General features: G+C 61.2%; 18 protein-coding genes. 12 read left to right on the forward strand and 6 right to left on the reverse strand.

Going from position 1 to position 15,353, the window contains the following annotated elements; all coding sequences use genetic code 11:
- Positions 1–68: 68 nt before the first annotated feature.
- On the reverse strand, positions 69–632 hold the full coding sequence (locus ACA067_RS19650) for a helix-turn-helix domain-containing protein (protein ID WP_497458088.1): 564 nt from the start codon (positions 630–632) through the stop codon (positions 69–71).
- Here ACA067_RS19650 and ACA067_RS19655 point away from each other — a divergent pair.
- The 7 genes from ACA067_RS19655 (at position 627) to ACA067_RS19685 (ending at position 7,987) form a co-directional block, all read left to right on the forward strand.
- Positions 627–1,652 carry a DMT family transporter gene (locus tag ACA067_RS19655; RefSeq protein ID WP_497458089.1) on the forward strand — a complete coding sequence of 342 codons (1,026 nt, stop codon included), beginning with the start codon at positions 627–629 and terminating at the stop codon, positions 1,650–1,652. The two genes, ACA067_RS19650 and ACA067_RS19655, sit on opposite strands and share 6 nt — an antisense overlap.
- A 271-nt stretch (positions 1,653–1,923) precedes the next feature.
- Positions 1,924–4,842, forward strand: a complete 2,919-nt coding sequence (locus ACA067_RS19660; protein WP_497458090.1) for a monovalent cation/H+ antiporter subunit A — start codon at positions 1,924–1,926, stop codon at positions 4,840–4,842.
- The gene (locus ACA067_RS19665; RefSeq protein WP_007986256.1) at positions 4,842–5,186 is read left to right on the forward strand and encodes a Na+/H+ antiporter subunit C; all 345 of its coding nucleotides are present in this window, start codon (positions 4,842–4,844) and stop codon (positions 5,184–5,186) included. The genes ACA067_RS19660 and ACA067_RS19665 overlap by 1 nt, the downstream gene beginning before the upstream one ends.
- Positions 5,183–6,868, forward strand: coding sequence for a monovalent cation/H+ antiporter subunit D (locus ACA067_RS19670; protein WP_497458091.1), 1,686 nt, complete (start codon positions 5,183–5,185; stop codon positions 6,866–6,868). The genes ACA067_RS19665 and ACA067_RS19670 overlap by 4 nt, the downstream gene beginning before the upstream one ends.
- On the forward strand, positions 6,865–7,353 hold the full coding sequence (locus ACA067_RS19675) for a Na+/H+ antiporter subunit E (protein WP_497458092.1): 489 nt from the start codon (positions 6,865–6,867) through the stop codon (positions 7,351–7,353). Before ACA067_RS19670 ends, ACA067_RS19675 begins: the two co-directional genes overlap by 4 nt.
- Positions 7,350–7,628: a K+/H+ antiporter subunit F gene (locus ACA067_RS19680; RefSeq protein WP_497458093.1), complete on the forward strand. Its 279-nt coding sequence runs from the start codon at positions 7,350–7,352 to the stop codon at positions 7,626–7,628. Before ACA067_RS19675 ends, ACA067_RS19680 begins: the two co-directional genes overlap by 4 nt.
- Positions 7,625–7,987, forward strand: a complete 363-nt coding sequence (locus ACA067_RS19685) for a Na+/H+ antiporter subunit G (RefSeq protein ID WP_497458094.1) — start codon at positions 7,625–7,627, stop codon at positions 7,985–7,987. The genes ACA067_RS19680 and ACA067_RS19685 overlap by 4 nt, the downstream gene beginning before the upstream one ends.
- A 138-nt stretch (positions 7,988–8,125) precedes the next feature.
- Here ACA067_RS19685 and ACA067_RS19690 read toward each other — a convergent pair whose 3' ends face one another.
- Entirely contained in the window at positions 8,126–8,563 is a 438-nt protein-coding gene (locus ACA067_RS19690; RefSeq protein WP_497458095.1) for a DUF3995 domain-containing protein, read from the reverse strand.
- A gap of 93 nt (positions 8,564–8,656) precedes the next feature.
- Here ACA067_RS19690 and ACA067_RS19695 point away from each other — a divergent pair, with 93 nt between their 5' ends.
- Together ACA067_RS19695 and ACA067_RS19700 are read left to right on the forward strand one after the other, a co-directional pair.
- Positions 8,657–9,043 carry a DUF2946 domain-containing protein gene (locus ACA067_RS19695; protein WP_497458096.1) on the forward strand — a complete coding sequence of 129 codons (387 nt, stop codon included), beginning with the start codon at positions 8,657–8,659 and terminating at the stop codon, positions 9,041–9,043.
- 89 nt (positions 9,044–9,132) lie between these two features.
- A complete protein-coding gene (locus ACA067_RS19700; protein ID WP_497458097.1) occupies positions 9,133–11,265 on the forward strand; it encodes a TonB-dependent receptor in 2,133 nt (710 codons plus the stop codon).
- A 135-nt stretch (positions 11,266–11,400) separates the two neighbouring features.
- On the opposite strand, the gene ACA067_RS19705 is transcribed toward ACA067_RS19700, so the two are convergent.
- Both ACA067_RS19705 and ACA067_RS19710 read right to left on the reverse strand, forming a co-directional pair.
- Entirely contained in the window at positions 11,401–12,417 is a 1,017-nt protein-coding gene (locus tag ACA067_RS19705) for an ABC transporter substrate-binding protein (protein ID WP_497458098.1), read from the reverse strand.
- A 113-nt stretch (positions 12,418–12,530) separates the two neighbouring features.
- Positions 12,531–13,001 (reverse strand): hypothetical protein, encoded by a 471-nt coding sequence (locus ACA067_RS19710; protein ID WP_497452608.1) that lies wholly within the window; start codon positions 12,999–13,001, stop codon positions 12,531–12,533.
- A gap of 411 nt (positions 13,002–13,412) precedes the next feature.
- Here ACA067_RS19710 and ACA067_RS19715 point away from each other — a divergent pair, with 411 nt between their 5' ends.
- The 3 genes from ACA067_RS19715 to ACA067_RS19725 all read left to right on the forward strand — a co-directional run bounded on the left by ACA067_RS19715 (position 13,413) and on the right by ACA067_RS19725 (position 14,421).
- On the forward strand, positions 13,413–13,661 hold the full coding sequence (locus tag ACA067_RS19715; RefSeq protein ID WP_497458099.1) for a hypothetical protein: 249 nt from the start codon (positions 13,413–13,415) through the stop codon (positions 13,659–13,661).
- A 159-nt stretch (positions 13,662–13,820) separates the two neighbouring features.
- The gene (locus ACA067_RS19720) at positions 13,821–14,051 is read left to right on the forward strand and encodes a hypothetical protein (RefSeq protein WP_064677143.1); all 231 of its coding nucleotides are present in this window, start codon (positions 13,821–13,823) and stop codon (positions 14,049–14,051) included.
- Positions 14,052–14,181: 130 nt separating this feature from the next.
- Complete coding sequence (locus ACA067_RS19725) at positions 14,182–14,421, forward strand: DUF2789 domain-containing protein (RefSeq protein ID WP_497458100.1); 240 nt, start codon at positions 14,182–14,184, stop codon at positions 14,419–14,421.
- An 8-nt stretch (positions 14,422–14,429) separates the two neighbouring features.
- On the opposite strand, the gene ACA067_RS19730 is transcribed toward ACA067_RS19725, so the two are convergent.
- Positions 14,430–14,633: a hypothetical protein gene (locus tag ACA067_RS19730; protein ID WP_497458101.1), complete on the reverse strand. Its 204-nt coding sequence runs from the start codon at positions 14,631–14,633 to the stop codon at positions 14,430–14,432.
- A 244-nt stretch (positions 14,634–14,877) separates the two neighbouring features.
- On the reverse strand, positions 14,878–15,282 hold the full coding sequence (locus ACA067_RS19735) for a TraR/DksA family transcriptional regulator (protein WP_007907888.1): 405 nt from the start codon (positions 15,280–15,282) through the stop codon (positions 14,878–14,880).
- Between the last annotated feature and the right edge of the window lie 71 nt (positions 15,283–15,353).

Consider the following 15,353-nt stretch of genomic DNA (forward strand, 5'->3'; position numbering starts at 1 on the left):
GCTCGCTCCCACAAGGGATGTGTGTGTGTGTGCTATCGGCTGTGTATCAGGTGTTGATCTACATACGGTCAGATCACCACGTTTCTCACGAATCGCGCGGCCACCGCCCCATCGTTGCGATAGGCATGGGGCTGGTTACTGGCAAACATATAGAACTCACCGGCGCCAATCGCGTGAGGCGTGTCGCCGAGCATCAACGTCAGGCAACCTTCGAACACGTAGATCTGTTCGCTCCAGCCATCGGCATCCGGTTGCGACGGGTAAATTTCGCCCGGTTGCAGGCACCATTCCCATTGCTCCACCTCGCGAGTGGCGGTGGCTTTGGACAGTAAAACGGCTTTGCTGCCGGGAATCGTCCCGGCCCAGGCCACTTCGTTGATGCGACTGGGGTCGCGGGCGTCCGGGGCCTGGATCAGGTCGCTGAAGGCAACGTCCAGGGCTTCGGCCACGCGGTCAAGGGTGGTCAGGCTGACATTCTTTTCGCCCGCTTCAATCGCCACCAGCATCCGTCGACTGACGCCGGACTTTTCGGCCAGCGCGGTCTGGCTCATGTCGGCGGCGTGGCGCAAGCGCCGAACATTCTGGCTGACATGCTGAAGGACCGAAGCCCGCTGCGTTGAATCTTTGTGCACTATATTGCTCACTTGGTAGGGTTGGGCAGTATACTGCGCAACATTCGACGCATTGTGCGTCGCCCTCAGGTAGCGCGCAAGGTCATGACGTCGGTGAACTCCTCCCAGGTTTCTTCCCGTTTCTCACGGTTCAGCAAAGCCGAGTGCGTGCTGGTGTTGATCACCATGGTCTGGGGCGGCACCTTCTTGCTGGTGCAGCAAGCGATGACCGTCAGCGGGCCGATGTTTTTCGTCGGCCTGCGCTTTGCCGCGGCGGCGATCATTGTCGCGTTGTTCTCCTGGCGGCACCTGCGGGAGCTGACCCTGTTCGAACTCAAGGCCGGGGCCTTTATCGGCGTGGCGATCATGCTCGGTTACGGCTTGCAGACCGTGGGCTTGCAGAGTATTCCCAGCAGTCAGTCGGCCTTCATTACCGCGTTGTACGTGCCCTTCGTGCCGTTGCTGCAATGGCTGGTGTTGGGGCGGCGTCCGGGGTTGATGCCGAGCATCGGGATCATGCTGGCGTTTACCGGGTTGATGCTGTTGTCGGGGCCTTCCGGGGCTTCTTTCAACTTCAGCCCCGGTGAAATCGCCACGCTGATCAGCGCCGTGGCGATTGCAGCGGAGATTATTCTGATCAGTACCTATGCCGGTCAGGTCGATGTACGCCGGGTGACCGTGGTCCAACTGGCGGTCACTTCGGTCCTGGCGTTCCTGATGGTGGTGCCGACCCAGGAAGTGATTCCGGACTTTTCCTGGCTGCTGCTGTGCAGTGCGCTGGGGCTGGGTGCGGCCAGTGCGGCGATCCAGGTGGCAATGAACTGGGCGCAGAAGAGCGTTTCGCCGACCCGGGCGACCTTGATTTATGCCGGTGAGCCGGTGTGGGCCGGGATTGTCGGGCGGATTGCCGGTGAGCGGTTGCCGGCGATTGCGTTGCTGGGGGCGGGGTTGATTGTGGCGGCGGTGATTGTCAGTGAGTTGAAGACCAAGGGGAAGGTGGTGGCGGCCGAGGAAGAGTTGGAGCAGGAAACACAAGGTTAAGCTTCAAGAGTTGAAGCGCCTCCAAGATCGTCTTCGCGAGCAAGCTCGCTCCCACAGGTTCCGGTGGTGAACACAGGATTCGTGTACAACCAGAAACACTGTGGGAGCGAGCTTGCTCGCGAAGGGGCCAGACCTGCTCAATACAGACCTCTGAAACAATGTGAATCACGTTTTTTCCATCTACCTTGTAGGATTCTGCGACAGCTTGGCGTTTGGCGATCCGGGGACTGGCACGTATGATGCTTCATAAACTTCCGCAGATTAGAAGCCTATGTCCCTGATAGTTCTACTGCTTCTGCCCTTTGTCGGCAGCTGTCTGGCTGCCTTGCTGCCACACAACGCGCGTAACACCGAATCCTTGCTGGCTGGCCTGGTTGCCCTGATCGGCACGGTTCAGGTAGCCCTGTTGTTTCCACAAATCGCCGATGGCGGTGTGATTCGCGAAGAATTCGTCTGGCTGCCCAGCCTGGGCCTGAACTTCGTGCTGCGCATGGACGGTTTCGCCTGGCTGTTCTCGATGCTGGTCCTGGGCATCGGCACCCTGGTTTCGCTGTACGCCCGCTATTACATGTCGCCGGACGATCCGGTGCCACGCTTCTTCGCGTTTTTCCTGGCGTTCATGGGCGCCATGCTCGGCCTGGTGATCTCCGGCAACCTGATCCAGATCGTGTTTTTCTGGGAGCTGACCAGCCTTTTCTCGTTCCTGTTGATCGGTTACTGGCACCACCGCGCCGATGCACGGCGCGGCGCCTACATGGCGCTGATGGTCACCGGTGCCGGCGGGTTGTGCCTGCTGGCGGGGGTCATGCTGCTTGGCCATGTGGTCGGCAGCTATGACCTGGACAAGGTCCTGGCCGCCGGCGAGCTGATTCGCGCACATGCCCTCTACCCTATCCTGCTACCCCTGATCCTGATCGGCGCCTTGAGCAAAAGCGCGCAATTCCCCTTTCACTTCTGGCTGCCCCACGCCATGGCGGCGCCGACACCGGTCTCGGCCTATCTGCACTCGGCGACCATGGTCAAGGCCGGGGTGTTTCTGCTCGCACGGCTGTGGCCGTCACTGTCCGGCAGCGAAGAATGGTTCTACATCGTCAGCGGCGCCGGGGCCTGCACCCTGCTGCTCGGCGCGTACTGCGCGATGTTCCAGAACGACCTCAAGGGCCTGCTGGCCTATTCGACCATCAGCCACCTGGGCCTGATCACCCTGCTGCTGGGGTTGAACAGTCCGCTGGCCGCCGTGGCCGCGGTGTTCCACATTTTCAACCACGCCACGTTCAAGGCCTCGCTGTTCATGGCCGCGGGAATCATCGACCACGAAAGCGGCACCCGCGACATTCGCAAGCTCAGCGGCCTGATCAAACTGATTCCGTACACCGCCACCCTGGCCATGGTCGCCAGTGCCTCGATGGCCGGGGTACCGTTGCTCAACGGCTTCCTCTCCAAAGAAATGTTCTTCGCCGAAACCGTGTTCATCAACGCGACGGCCTGGATCGAGATGACCCTGCCGATCGTCGCGACCATCGCCGGGACCTTCAGCGTCGCCTACTCCCTGCGCTTCACGGTCGATGTGTTCTTCGGTCCGACCGCCACCGACCTGCCGCACACCCCGCATGAACCGCCACGCTGGATGCGCGCGCCGGTGGAGTTGCTGGTGTTCGCCTGCCTGATCGTGGGGATTTTCCCGGCGCAGGTGGTCGGCCCGTTGCTGGCCGCCGCGGCACAGCCCGTCGTGGGCGGCGTCTTGCCGGAATATAGCCTGGCGATCTGGCACGGCTGGAACGCGCCGATGATCATGAGCCTGGTCGCCATGTCCGGCGGCATCCTGCTCTACCTGCTGCTGCGCAATCAGCTCAAGCGCGGGCGCTTCAAATATCCGCCGCTGATCGGCCGGTTCAACGGCAAGCGCCTGTTCGAGCGCAGCCTGGTGGTCATGATGCGCCTGGCACGGCGTCTGGAGCGGCAGATCAGCACCAAGCGCCTGCAAACCCAACTGTTCCTGGTGGTGCTCGCCGCCGTGCTGGCCGGGTTGATCCCGATGCTCCACAGCAGCCTGAGCTGGGGCGACCGCCCGAAGATTGCGGGTTCGATCGTGTTCGTGACCTTGTGGCTGCTGGCGATTGCCTGCGCCCTCGGCGCGGCGTGGCAGGCCAAGTATCACCGGCTCGCGGCCCTGACCATGGTCAGCGTCTGCGGCCTGATGACGTGCATCACGTTCGTCTGGTTCTCGGCACCGGACCTGGCGCTGACGCAACTGGCGGTCGAAGTGGTGACCACGGTGCTGATCCTGTTGGGCCTGCGCTGGTTGCCGCGGCGGATCGAAGAGGTTTCACCGCTGCCGAGCACGCTGCGCAAGGCACGCATTCGCCGTCTGCGCGACTTGCTGCTGTCGATCGCCGTCGGTGGCGGCATGGCGCTGCTGTCCTACGCCATGCTGACGCGCCAGACCCCGAACGACATTTCTTCGTTCTACCTCAGTCGCGCCCTGCCCGAAGGCGGCGGCAGCAACGTGGTCAACGTGATGCTGGTGGACTTCCGTGGCTTCGACACCCTCGGCGAGATTACCGTGCTGGCGGCCGTGGCGCTGACGGTGTTCGCCCTGTTGCGACGCTTCCGCCCACCGAAAGAAAGCCTGCAGTTGCCGGCCCAGCAGCGCCTGCTGGCACCCGACGTGGTCACCGATCTGGTCAACCCGCGTCACGCCAGCGACACCGCGCTCGGCTTCATGATGGTGCCGGCGGTACTCGTGCGCCTGCTGCTGCCAATTGCCTTTGTGGTGTCGGTCTACCTGTTCATGCGCGGGCACAATCAACCGGGCGGCGGGTTTGTCGCGGGGCTGGTGATGTCGGTGGCGTTCATCCTGCAATACATGGTTGCCGGCACCCAGTGGGTCGAGGCGCAAATGAGCCTGCGTCCACTGCGCTGGATGGGCACCGGGCTGCTGTTTGCCACCGTGACCGGGCTGGGGGCGATGGCGGTCGGCTATCCGTTCCTGACCACCCACACCTGGCATTTCGCTTTGCCGGTGTTCGGCGACATTCACGTCGCCAGCGCGCTGTTCTTCGATATCGGCGTGTACGCCGTGGTGGTCGGTTCGACCCTGTTGATCCTCACCGCCCTCGCCCACCAATCGGTACGGGGTCACAAGACCGCTGCCCTGCCCAGAGCCGTCGCCACCGAAGGAGCCGTCTGATGGAAGAAGTCATCGCAATCGCCATCGGCGTACTGGCCGCGTCCGGCGTCTGGCTGATCCTGCGCCCGCGCACGTTCCAGGTGGTCATGGGCCTGTGCCTGCTGTCCTACGGCGTCAACCTGTTCATCTTCAGCATGGGCAGCCTGTTCATCGGCAAGGAGCCGATCATCAAGGACGGCGTGCCGCAGGATTTGCTGCACTACACCGACCCGCTGCCGCAAGCGCTGGTGCTGACAGCGATCGTCATCAGTTTCGCCATGACTGCGCTGTTCCTGGTGGTGTTGCTCGCGTCCCGAGGCCTGACCGGTACCGACCATGTGGATGGCCGGGAGCCTAAAGAATGAATCTGATGCCGCACCTGATCGCCGCACCGATTCTGCTGCCGCTGCTGACCGCCGCCGTGATGCTGATGCTGGGCGAGAAACACCGGCCGCTGAAGGCCAGGATCAACCTGTTCTCCAGCCTGGTGGGCCTGGGCATCGCCGTGCTGTTGCTGCAATGGACCCAGGACACCGGCGTGCCCGGCTCCATCGGCGTGTACCTGCCGGGCAACTGGCAAGCGCCGTTCGGCATCGTGCTGGTGGTCGACCGCCTGTCGGCGCTGATGCTGGTGCTGACCGGGATCATCGGCGTCAGCGCCCTGCTGTTTGCGATGGCCCGCTGGGATGGCGCCGGTTCGAGTTTCCACGCGCTGTTCCAGATCCAGATGATGGGCCTGTATGGCGCGTTCCTGACGGCGGACCTGTTCAACCTGTTCGTGTTCTTCGAAGTGCTGCTGGCTGCCTCCTACGGCCTGATGCTCCACGGTTCGGGCCGGTCGCGGGTGTCGGCGGGGCTGCATTACATCTCGATCAACCTGCTGGCCTCGTCGCTGTTCCTGATTGGCGCGGCGCTGATCTACGGCGTCACCGGCACCCTGAACATGGCCGACCTGGCGCTGAAAATCCCCCTGGTGCCTGAAGCCGATCGCGGCCTGCTGCACGCCGGTGCGGCGATTCTCGCCGTGGCGTTCCTGGCCAAGGCCGGGATGTGGCCGCTGAACTTCTGGCTGGTCCCGGCCTATTCCGCCGCCAGCGCGCCGGTGGCGGCGATGTTCGCGATCATGACCAAGGTCGGCGTCTATACCCTGCTGCGCCTGTGGACCCTGCTGTTCTCCGGCCAGGCCGGCGCGTCGGCGTACTTCGGCGGCGACTGGCTGATCTACGGCGGCATGGCGACCATCGTCTGTGCCGCGGTGGCGATCCTCGCCGCCCAACGCCTGGAGCGCCTGGCCAGCCTGAGCATCCTGGTGTCGGCGGGGATTCTGCTGTCGGCCATCGGTTTCGCCCAACCCAACCTGATCGGCGCGGCCTTGTTCTATCTGGTCAGCTCGACCCTGGCCTTGAGCGCGCTGTTCCTGTTGGCCGAGTTGATCGAGCGTTCGCGTTCAGCCAATGAAATACCGCTGTTCGATGACGGCGACCTGCTGCCGCGGCCGCTGGAATCCCTGCAGCCGCCCAAAGGCATCAACCTCGACGACGAACAGAAAGCCGTGGTCGGCCAGGTGATTCCCTGGACCATGGCCTTCCTCGGCTTGAGTTTCATCGCCTGTTCGCTGCTGATCATCGGCATGCCGCCGCTCTCCGGTTTCATCGGCAAACTCGGCCTGCTCAGTGCCCTGCTCAACCCGCTGGGCCTGGGGCATTCCGGCGATGTACCGGTGTCGAACGCGGCGTGGGGATTGCTGGCGCTGCTGATTATCTCCGGGCTGGCCTCCTTGATTGCCTTCTCGCGCCTGGGTATCCAGCGTTTCTGGACCCCTGAAGAGCGGCCATCGCCCTTGCTGCGTCGTTTCGAATGCGTGCCGATCATCGCGCTGCTGGGTTTGAGCATCGCGCTCACGTTCAAGGCCGAGCCGCTCCTGCGCTATACCCAGGCTGCCGCTGACGCCCTGAACAACCCGCAGCAATACGTGATGGCAGTGCTCGGGACTCGAGCGATTCCAGGTCCCGAAGCCAAGGCCGCGATCGCTGAGGTGCAACCATGAAGCGTCTGTTTCCCGCGCCGTGGCTGTCGCTGGCACTGTGGGTGTTGTGGCTGGTGCTGAACCTGTCGATGAGTCCCGGCAATCTGCTGTTGGGTGCGGTGTTGGGGTTCTGTGCGCCGTTGATGATGCGCAAACTGCGTCCGCTGCCGATCCGCATCCGGCGTCCGGGCGTGATCCTGCGCTTGTTCCTGCTGGTCGGACGCGATGTGCTGGTGTCTAACCTCGCCGTGGCCTGGGGCGTGCTCAACGCCGGGCGTCGTCCACCACGCTCGCAGTTCATCAAGGTGCCCCTGGACCTGCGCGATGCCAACGGCCTGGCGGCCCTGTCGATGATCTGCACCGTGGTCCCCGGCACCGTCTGGTCGGAACTGGCGCTGGATCGCAGCATCCTGTTGCTGCACGTGTTCGATCTGGATGACGAAGCGCTGTTCATCCAGCACTTCAAGGCGACCTATGAGCGCCCCTTGATGGAGATCTTCGAATGAGCCCGTTGCTGTCGAACGCAATCCTGCTGAGCCTGTTCATCTTTTCCCTGGCGATGGTGCTGACCCTGATCCGGCTGTTCAAGGGCCCATCGGCCCAGGACCGGGTCCTGGCACTGGATTACCTGTACATCGTCGCCATGCTGATGATGCTGACCCTGGGCATTCGTTATGCCAGTGACACCTACTTCGAGGCGGCGTTGCTGATCGCAGTGTTCGGCTTCGTCGGCTCGTTTGCCCTGGCCAAATTCCTGCTGCGTGGCGAGGTGATCGAATGAATATGCAACTGTCGCTGTGGGTCGAGATTCCGGTGGCGATCCTGCTGGTGCTCAGCAGTCTGTTTGCGCTGATCGGTGCCGTCGGGCTGCTGCGGATGAAGGATTACTTCCAGCGCATGCACCCGCCAGCCCTCGCCTCCACACTCGGCGCGTGGTGCGCGGCATTGGCGTCGATCATTTACTTTTCCGCGCTCAAGTCCGGGCCGGTGCTGCATGCCTGGCTGATTCCGATCCTGCTGGCGATCACAGTGCCGGTGACCACCTTGCTGCTGGCGCGAGCGGCGTTGTTCCGCAAGCGCATGGCCGGGGATGATGTGCCGGAGGAGGTGAGCAGTCGGCGTACCGAGAGCGGGAGTTAAGTTTGGAGATTTGTGTCGATTGGCAGGGCCTCATCGCGGGCAAGTCGGATCGCCGCACCGCCGCTCCCACAGGATCTTCAGAGTTCACACGATCCCTGTGGGAGCGGGCTTGCCCGCGATGACGATGGATCGGTCAACTCAAATCCAGGCGACTGCCAACAAACCCGCCCCCAACACCACACACAACGGCGAATAAGCCCAGGTATCGAGCCGGGCAAACCGCGAATCCTTGACCTGCTTGAAGAACCCCACCAGATTCGAGTCGCCGATCGCCCGGGCGAACATCAGCATCGCGATGGCGCTGATCACCCATTGCAGCGACCCGTGATGCACCCTGGGCAGATACAGCCCGACCCGCAGGCACACCAGCATCGCGATCAGCAGCAACCCGACCGCCACCAGCAGCGTGGCAAAGCCCGAAGGCTTGAACGCCGGCCTGGACGGTGCGCCGCTCTCCCCGGGCACGCGCGGCACTGCGACCTCGCCACCGATCTTGCCACCCGCCGCCCAGTACAGGTGGATCAGGCTGATCAACAGGAAGATGGCAGCCATCCATTGCGCAATAATCAGGCTCATGTTCAGACGTCCAGCGTAAAATGTCGCAGCAGGATGAACTTCCTTGAACGATTTTGTAAGGGTTGGTGATCGACGGTGGTAAAGTGCCGCTCCATGAAAATCGCCCGCACCGATCGCTCACTCATTGCCTGGATGCTCTATTGCTGCGTTCTGTTCAATGTGTTCGCCTGCAGCATCGGTCACGGGCAAATGGTCGGGGAGCAGCTAAACGGTATCGGTGGCCAGTTCTGTACGGTCGACCCGGCTACCCAGGCACCGCCCTCGTCGAACACCTCCGAAGACAAACTGCCGACCCTGTCCCAAGCCTTCGGCTGTCCGCTGTGCTCCACGGGCGGCATAGGCCCGGCGCTCAATTCCAGCCTGACCCTGGCGATTCTCCCCGAGCAACACAGCCCGCCGCTGGCCGTCATCGTCAGTGCCGACCTCCCTGCCCGCTTCACCTGGCCTTCGGCCAACCCCCGCGCCCCGCCTTTCGCCTGAGTTTCCTTGCCTTTTCCGGTCAGCCCACTTCGCTAACGCGTGGCGTTTGCCTGTGCGCTGTTTTCTAGTCAAGCATTCAGGATTCATCGATGAAAACCATTTCTTTGCTGGCGAGCCTGTTCGGCTGCCTGTCCGTTAACGCCTGGGCGCAATCCACGGTCGACCTCGCCCCCATCACTATTGATGGAGAGGCTGCGGCCGAACCGGGCCTGAGCCTCGATCAATCCAGCGGCATGGCTTCACGCCTGGGCCTGAGTGTGCGTGACACCCCGGCTTCGGTGGCGATCGCCAACCGCAACGACATCGAGCGCCACGGTGCGCAGAATTTTCAGGACGCCGCCAACACCTTGCCCGGCGTCAATGCCAGTGCACCGCCGGGCTTCGGTGGATTCGTCTCGTATCGAGGGTTCACCAGCAGCCAGATCACCCAGATGTTCAACGGCATCAACGTCTCCGGCGGTCTCGCCCGGCCGGTGGATGCCTGGATCTATGACCGGGTGGAACTGGTCGGTGGCCCATCGTCATTGATCAATGGTGCCGGCTCCGTGGGCGGTTCGCTGAATTACGTGACCAAACTGGCCACCCGTGAAGAACAAGCCGTCGAAGGCCGGGTCAGCTACGGCACTTATGACACCACCGAGACCGCGTTCGGCCTCAATCATGCCCTGAGCGATGCCCGTTCGGACGTGCAGCACTATGCCCGCGTCGACGTCAGCCACAACACCGGCAACGGCTACATCGACCGGCAGGAACGCGATGCGTGGAGCGTGGCGTTCTCCCTGCTCAGCGACCTGACACCGGACCTGTCCCACACCCTGGCCCTGGAATATCAGGACGAGCACGAAGACAGCCCTTACTGGGGCACACCGGTGCTCAACCCCAAGGCCGGCAAGCTTTCGATCGACAGGCACAACCGCTTCAACAACTACAACGTCGAGGATGGCCGATACGAACAACGGACGATCTGGGTCCGCTCGATCATCGACTACCGGATCAACGACAGCACCAGCCTGCGCAATACCCTCTATCACCTCGACAGCCAGCGCGACTACCGCAACCTGGAAACCTACCAGTACAACGCCGACAACAGCGCGGTGAACCGCTCCACCGCGTATCAGGTGCGGCACCAGGGCGAGCAGAACGGCAACCAGTTCGAATTGCGCCACGACAACCGCCTGTTCAGCCTGGACACCACCTGGTCCGGCGGTTTCGAGTACAAGGTCAACCAGACCACCAACTCACCGCTGAACGTCAAAGGCGCAAGCACTGTCGATCCGGACAACTTGCAGCCGGGGCATTTCTACGACATTCCGGGCACCCGGCCCGGGTTTGTCAGCGACAAGACCAGTGAAGTCACGACCAAAGCCCTGTTCGTCGAAAACCGCCTGGCGCTGACCGACAAGCTGGCGTTGCTGACCGGACTGCGTTACGACGACATCGACCTGGACGTGACCAATCACCGGGAAGTGACCGCCAGCAATCCCCGGCATGTGAAACGCAGCTGGGAGCCGGTGACCGGTCGGGTCGGCCTGACCTATCAGTTCATTCCCGCCGCCAATGTCTACGTGCAATACAGCACCGCCGCCGAACAGCCCAATGGTACCCAGGACTTCGACGTGTCCACCGGCAAGCAATGGGAAGTCGGCAGCAAGTTCGAGTATCTGGACGGGCGTGGTTCGGCGACGGTGGCGGCGTACACGATCGAGCGCAAGGACTTCGCGGTGACCGATCCGCAGGACCCGACCCTCAGCATTCCAGTAGGGCAGCAGACCTCCAGGGGCATCGAGTTGGCCAGTTCGTTGCGGATCACCGACAGGTTGCTGGCCGAGGGCAACTTCGCCTGGGTCGATGCCCAATACGACGAATTCACCGAGAAGAACGCCGCGGGCGTGGTGGTTTCCCGCAAAGGCAATACACCGACCAACGTGCCGGACCGGGTCGGCAATCTGTGGTTGACCTATGACTTCGCGCCGCAATGGCAAGGCGGCGTCGATGCGCGGTACGTGGCCTCGGTGTTTGCCGACAGCGCCAATACCCTGACTGTGCCGTCGTACACGCTTTATGGCACCTTCCTCAGCTATAAGGTCGATCAGCACACCACCGTCACCGGCCGGGTACGCAACCTGACCAATGAGGTGTATGCCGAGTTTGCCCATGTGTCGCCGGCGTATTACCTCGGGACACCGCGGACCTTTGAATTGGCGGTGCAGACCCGGTTTTAAGAGCAAAAGCATCGTCGGAACGCCGCCCGGAGCAAGCTCGCTCCCACATTGACCGATGTGCACGCAGATTTCGTGTACGACAGATATCAATGTGGGAGCGAGCTTGCTCGCGAAGGCGGCATAAGCCTCACTAAATCACTTCAGCTCTGCAGCCACTTTATCCGCCACATCCTCCGGCACCCACGCCCGCCACACCTGCGGGTGCGCCTTCATGAACGCCTCCGCCGCCTGCCGTGGCGGGGTGTGTTTTTCGCTCATCTCGGCCAGGGCCTTGTTCAACGGGTCGATCGGAAAATCGACCTTGCTGAAGAATTCGGCAATGTGCGGATACTGTTTCTGGAAGGGCGTGGACACGCCGATGGACAGCTTCGAGGCCAGCGAGCGCGTCGGTTTCGGATTCGGATGATCGGCGTCGGTCAGGGTTTTCCAGGCTTCGGCATCGAACGGCGGCTCTTGCAGCTGAATCAGCTTGAAGCGGCCAAGCAATGGCGTCGGCGACCAGTAATAGAACAGGACCGGCTTGCCGCGGCGAATCGACGAACTGATCTCCGCATCCAGAGCCGCCCCCGAGCCGCTGCGAAAATTCACATAGCTGTCGTCCAGGCCGTACGCCTTGAGCTTCTGCTTGTTGACCACTTCCGAGGTCCAGCCGATCGGGCTGTTGAGGAAGCGCCCCTTGCCCGGGGTTTCCGGGTCGCTGAACACGCCCTTGTATCTGGGCAGGTCGCTGACACTGCGCAGGTCCGGCGCCAGCGGCTTGATGCCCTTGGCCGGGTCGCCCTTGATCACATACTCCGGCACCCACCAGCCTTCGGTGGCGCCCTTGACCGTGTCGCCCAGACTCACCACTTTGCCTTCGGCCTCGGCCTTGACCCACACCGGACTGCGACCGGCCCATTCCTCGCCAATGACCTGAATATCATTGTTGGCCAGAGCGGTTTCCAGGGTGATGGTCGTGCCCGGCAAGGTATCGGTCGGCAAGCCGTAGCCCTTCTCGACGATGATCCGCAGGATGTCGGTGATCAGACTGCCACTTTCCCAGTTCAGGTCGGCAAAGTGGATCGGCGCCTGGGCAGCGAACACTGGAACGGGTGAAGCCAACAACCCGAACGTGGCCAGAGTAGCGGCCAGCAGCCGTCGAAATCCGTTCATGGTTTTGCACCTCGTGCTGTTCACAGCAATGGCAGGATGGCCTGGCAGAAGACCGCAAAGCCTCTGAATACTCAGTCAACTGACTGTAGTAGAGGTTCCTGCTTTCGAGGGCATTACTCGCTGGCCTTGAAGGTCACCAGTTCACCCTTGCGCCATTTGGCAGCCTTGGCGGTAACGGCCTTGAGGGTTTTGGTCAGGCCCTCCTGCAACTGCTGGTGGGCAGCAAACACCATCACCACGCTATGACCTTCCTTGAACAGGATCCCGTGACCGTCGGCGCTCGTCACGAACGCGTAATCGCCCAGCCCGTAGACCGTCAATTTGATTTCGCGGAACTTGATGTCCAGCTTGCCGCCTTCGCGACTGGGCAGTACGGAGGCACTGAAATGATCGCCGACCTTGAGCTTGAGTCCTGGCTTGTCGTCTACCACCAGCGCTGACTCGGTATCGATTTCGGCAATGTAAATGCCTTCAGCGTTCTGTTCGGTGATGTAAACGAAACGTGACTGAAACTGTTTGACCAGCTTTGCGCGCAAATCACCCAACACGAACAAGGCATGCATATCGAGATTACTTACTGCCAAGGAAACATCCCCACATCTGAAAATGATGCCGCACACAGAAAAAGCGCACAGCAGAAAAAAGCGGCAATGCCGAGGGTTTAGCCAAATGACCCGGTTGAAATCCTGTGGACGGGCAGAGCGCTCATCCACCGCGAGGCGTGAAAAGACTACTGGAATGTCACTCGCGTCGTCTTGCCTGGTGTTCGTCAGAGGTTGAAGGAAAACGCCCTGCTAACGGCCAGAAAAAACGGATTACTAACTTTAGGGAAAAAACGCTAAAAAAAAAATTACTTTTCTGACATATCGCCAGCAAAAAATTGCTTTAGATAAACATCAATCGCAACCAGTGGTGGTGATTCTAGAGCAGCGATGCTCACCGAGACTAGCCAAAACGAAGTACACGCGTCGGCAAAACAACGAAAAGGACTTCCCATGTGCACACTGACCCACTTCGCTCAACCTCAGCCATCCTGCTCAAGCGGTCTGGCGCCCCGGCATACTACGGTGTTCCAGCCCCATGATTTTCCCGCGCCACCCCTTGTCGCACCGCGGTTCCAGGTGGTTCTGGCGGGCAATGCCTTCTTCCATATCAAGGAAATCTCCACGGGCCATGTAAGAGGTTTCCGCGGCGACCATAACGAAGCCTGCGCCCTCGCCCGCTCCCTCGAGTCGCGTATTTGACACGCCCCCGACCTTCATCCCTATAGACGTTTCGTCATGCCGGCGACTTAACTCAGCCGCCGGCAGGCAACTACTGCCATACTGGCCGACCAAACGAACCGCATCCCCAGGGCGGGCGGCGTTCGACACACCATAATATTTCCAAGGGAAGGCGGCTACGTGACGGAATTTGATATCGGTGAATTTTTTATCCGGGGCGAAGCCAGAGAGGTCGAAGGCGAATTCCAGGCAGTCATTATCATGCGCGCCAAACCACCGCTGACCACCGTGACCTATCACCAGGTCGAGAAGGACCGCTGGTTCAAGACCTCCGACGTCGCTGCCATCGCCGCCCAGGATGCCGCCAAGGCCCTGAAGCTTGCCGTCGATGAGGGTGCATTGAAAGCCTGATCACCGGTTTGCAGTCTATGCTCATTCCTGCTTTCGCATATCGCTATCGAACTCCTGAAGCGCGGCTCCCTCAGATGCAATGAAGCCGCACCTCAGATCTCGCATCCGCGTGACCAGCAAGGAGATGAAGATGGATTCACCTACACACGACTTGAAAGGCTTGTTCGACCAACTCGGCCTGGATTCCAGCGAGAAGGCCATCGACGATTTCATCGCCAGCCATTCCCCGCTGCCCGATGATAAGAAACTCATCGATGCCGAGTTCTGGACACCGCAGCAAGCCGGCTTTCTGAAAGAGCAATTGCGCGAAGACGCGGATTGGGCGCGGGTGGTCGACGACCTCAACCTGCGCATGCACCAGATTCACTAACCGCTGATTCAATGCAGGCTGTCGGGTGTCCTGGCGCTCAATTGCGCCACCCAGGCAGCCCTGCACGCCTGCGCCTCTTCGCGACTGGAGAATGCCGTCCCCCGGCGTTCACCATCGAGCAGTACCACCCAGCAAACACTCTGCCCCATCGCACGCAAACTGGCGGGCACACCGCTGCCAATCATGACCGCCACATCGACTCTGCACTGCATTGCTGACCTCTCGAACTTCATTAGCACCCTAATTATGTAGGCAGAATAATGGGTCCATTCGCGAAGAAACAGTCACGGGCCTGCACATCTTTTTTGCGTAACGAGTAACAATCGTGCGCTCAGCGAGGATTTTTTCACAGACAGCAAAAAGCATCGCGGGCAAGCCCGCTCCCAGAGGTTCAACACGAAACCTGTGGGAGCGGGCTTGCCCGCGATGGGGGCGCTACTGAATCGCGCTACTGAATCAGGCCTGACGCTGGTGCTTGTCGATCTGCTCGTGACGCTCTTGAGCTTCGATGCAGTACTTGGTGGTCGGGCTGATCAGCAGGCGCTTGAGGCCAATGGCCTCGCCGCTGTCGTCGCACCAGCCGAAGCTGTCTTCCTTGATGCGTTCCAGCGCCTGTTCCAACTGAGGCAGCATGCGCTGGTCGCGATCGATCGCGTTCACTAGCCAGGTGCGCTCTTCTTCGACAGAAGCAGCGTCAGCCGGGTCGGCCGGGGTATCCAGGCTCTCGATGGCGATACGGTTCTGTTCGATGCGCTCATGGGTTTCGACTTTCATGTTCTGCAACAGCTCGGAGAAAAAAGCATGTTGCTCGGCATTCATGTAGTCATCCGCCGGCATGGCCAGCAACTTGTCCTTTGTCATTGATATCTCTATAAAAAAACGTGCATTAAGGCGAATTAGGGAGCGTTCCGGCGGACCTGGGTCGGTCATCG

This window comes from Pseudomonas sp. LBUM1674 (assembly GCF_059695635.1).